Source organism: Planktothricoides sp. SR001 (assembly GCF_001276715.1).
GTDB lineage: Bacteria > Cyanobacteriota > Cyanobacteriia > Cyanobacteriales > Laspinemataceae > Planktothricoides > Planktothricoides raciborskii.
Genome location: NZ_LIUQ01000002.1, coordinates 1 through 2,978 on the forward strand (window position 1 = coordinate 1; position 2,978 = coordinate 2,978).

Sequence of the window (2,978 nt, forward strand, 5' to 3'; positions counted from 1 at the left end):
CACCATCAACCCCAAAACCCCAAAACCCCCAGAAACCGGGTTTCTTCTCCGCATTCCACCGATAACCCCTGATACCCATAACAGAAACCCGGTTTCTCAACCCCCACGTTTACCTGTAGGGGCGAAGCATCCCGGCAGATATCTATCGCTAAAAACCAGTAACTTATTACCGGGATGCTTCGCCCTTTGTGTCGTACATGGGCGAAGCATTCCGGTAATATATCCCCTGCCCCCCTGCTCCCCTGCTCCCCTGCTCCCCTGCCCCCCTGCCCCCCTGCTCCCCTGCCTCCCCACACCCTACCGCACCCTCCACAACCGCACCACCCCATCCCCAGAAGCCAGGGTTTGACCATCGGGACTGAAGGTGGCTATAGATCCCGTGAGTTGGCGCAGTTCCCGTCCGGTAGCCACATCCCACAGTCGCACTGTATTATCATCACTCCCAGAAGCCAGGGTTTGACCATCTGGACTGAAGCTGACACTATTCACATCCTCTGTATGTCCGGTGAGTTGGCGCAGTTCCCGTCCCGTAGCCACATCCCACAGCCGCACTGTTTTATCCCAACTCCCAGAAGCCAGGGTTTTACCATCAGGACTGAAGCTGACGCTTTCCACCCTGCTTGTATGTCCGGTGAGTTGGCGCAGTTCCCGTCCCGTCGCCACATCCCACAGTCGCACTGTATTATCCTCACCCCCAGAAGCCAGGGTTTTACCATCAGGACTGAAGCTGACGCTACTCACTGTATGTCCCTGGAGTTGGCGCAGTTCCCGTCCCGTCGCCACATCCCACAGTCGCACTGTACCCAAACTCCCAGAAGCTAGGGTTTTACCATCAGGACTGAAGCTGACGCTATACACATACCATGTATGTCCCTGGAGTTGGCGCAATTCCCGTCCCGTAGCCACATCCCACAGTCGCACTGTTTTATCCCAACTCCCAGAAGCCAGGGTTTGACCATCGGGACTGAAGCTGACGCTATTCACCCAGAATGTATGTCTGATGAGTTGGCGCAGTTCCCTTCCCGTCGCCACATCCCACAGTCGCACTGTTTTATCCTTACTCCCAGAAGCCAGGGTTTTACCATCTGGACTGAAGCTGAAGCTATTCACATCGTCTGTATGTCCGGTGAGTTGGCGCAGTTGCAGTTCCCGTCCCGTCACCACATCCCACAGTCGCACTGTTTTATCCCAACTCCCAGAAGCCAGGGTTTTACCATCTGGACTGAAGGTGGCTACAGATCCCGTGAGTTGGCGCAGTTCCCGTCCCGTAGCCACATCCCACAGTCGCACTGTTTTATCCCAACTCCCAGAAGCCAGAGTTTGACCATCAGGACTGAAGCTGACGCTATTCACATACCATGTATGTCCGGTGAGTTGGCGCAGTTCCCGTCCCGTCGCCACATCCCACAGTCGCACCACCCCATCCTCACTCCCAGAAGCCAGAGTTTGACCATCAGGACTGAAGCTGACGCTACTCACACTGCTTGTATGTCCCCTGAGTTGGCGCAGTTCCTGTCCCGTAGCCACATCCCACAGTCGCACTGTATTATCATCACTCCCAGAAGCCAGGGTTTTACCATCTGGACTGAAGCTGACGCTATTCACATACCATGTATGTCCGGTGAGTTGGCGCAGTTCCCGTCCCGTCGCCACATCCCACAGTCGCACTGTATTATCCCCACTCCCAGAAGCCAGGGTTTTACCATCGGGACTGAAGCTGACGCTATCCACATCCTTTGTATGTCCGGTGATTTGGCGCAAAAACTGCCCCGTGGTTAAATCCCACAGATAAATATCTTTGTCCTTATATAATGCCAATAACCGCCCATTGGCGCTCACTGCCCCACCCCAAGCCGGACAATCAATTTCCCAGAGGGCTTCCCCAGTGGTGAGATTAAATAAAGTTGCTCCACCACCAGAAATCACCACGGTTAATTCCTGGTTCAGGGCAATTACTTCGCTGACTTCTCCCCGTCCCAGTCGCTTGATCATCCCTTGTTGCTGCAATGCGGGCAGGGTGAAATCGCCGCGCAAACTTGTCACATTCTTTTTCACAAAGGGAAGCTGGAAGGGATTTGAGTCAGTCCCCTTTTTTGCTGTGACAGTTTTGGTAGCATCCAAAAACGTCGCAATAGGAATCGCCAAATTCTGCCCAGTTTTTCTCCCAGTATCATCCCTGTCTCCCTGACCGTGAACCCCAATCACTTTGCCTCGGTCATCCAATACCGGCCCGCCGCTCATTCCCGGTTGAGTGATATTGTTGTAAATTAAGCTATAACCCTGATTTGGCTGGGAAATTTTGCCGATAATTTTGCCATCGGGGGCTATTATGGTGCGGTTAGGGATGGCCTCGGTCGGTTCTGGAGCCCCCGCCACATAGACCGTTTGCCCCGCCACCACCTTATCCGAGTCTCCCCACTTCGCCAGTTTATAGTCCTTGTCACTGGTAAAAGTCATCACCGCCAAATCCACATCCGGGACTGGGACAGTGACTTGGGGATTTGCATTGTGCCGGAAGCCATCAGGAGTGATAATCAAACAAGTAATCTGGGCATCTTTTACCACATGATGGGCCGTCAACACCGAATAAGTATTGCCCTCACGACGATAAATCATTCCCGAACCCGCCGCACAGCCATCCACCATCACGGTGACTTCCAGGGCTGTTTTCGCCACATCCTCGGACGACAGCTTCCCACAGGCCCCCACACCGAGGCCCAGAGTCAGGATGGCGATAATCAAGAAACCGGGTTTCTGCGACAATTTTGGCATCATAATCGAGATTTATTGTAGGGGCGAAGCATTCCGGCAGATATATTATCGCTCTTAACCAGTAACTTATTCCCGGAATGGCAACGCCGCTGCTATTTTATTTCAGGATAACGGTTGGCAGCGGATGGATTGAAACCCAGAAACCCCAGAAACCGGGTTTCTTCTCCGCATTCCACAGATAACCCCTGATACCCACAACAGAAACC

2 protein-coding genes are annotated in these 2,978 nt (G+C 53.4%); one reads left to right on the forward strand and one right to left on the reverse strand.

Annotated features, from left to right (window positions below; all coding sequences use genetic code 11):
* The coding region (locus AM228_RS34785) for a hypothetical protein (RefSeq protein WP_231636529.1) at window positions 1-349 on the forward strand (349 nt) is incomplete at its 5' end.
* Here AM228_RS34785 and AM228_RS01230 read toward each other — a convergent pair.
* A complete protein-coding gene (locus AM228_RS01230) occupies window positions 298-2,772 on the reverse strand; it encodes a trypsin-like peptidase domain-containing protein (protein ID WP_054464291.1) in 2,475 nt (824 codons plus the stop codon). The genes AM228_RS34785 and AM228_RS01230 overlap by 52 nt on opposite strands.
* Window positions 2,773-2,978 lie beyond the last annotated feature (206 nt).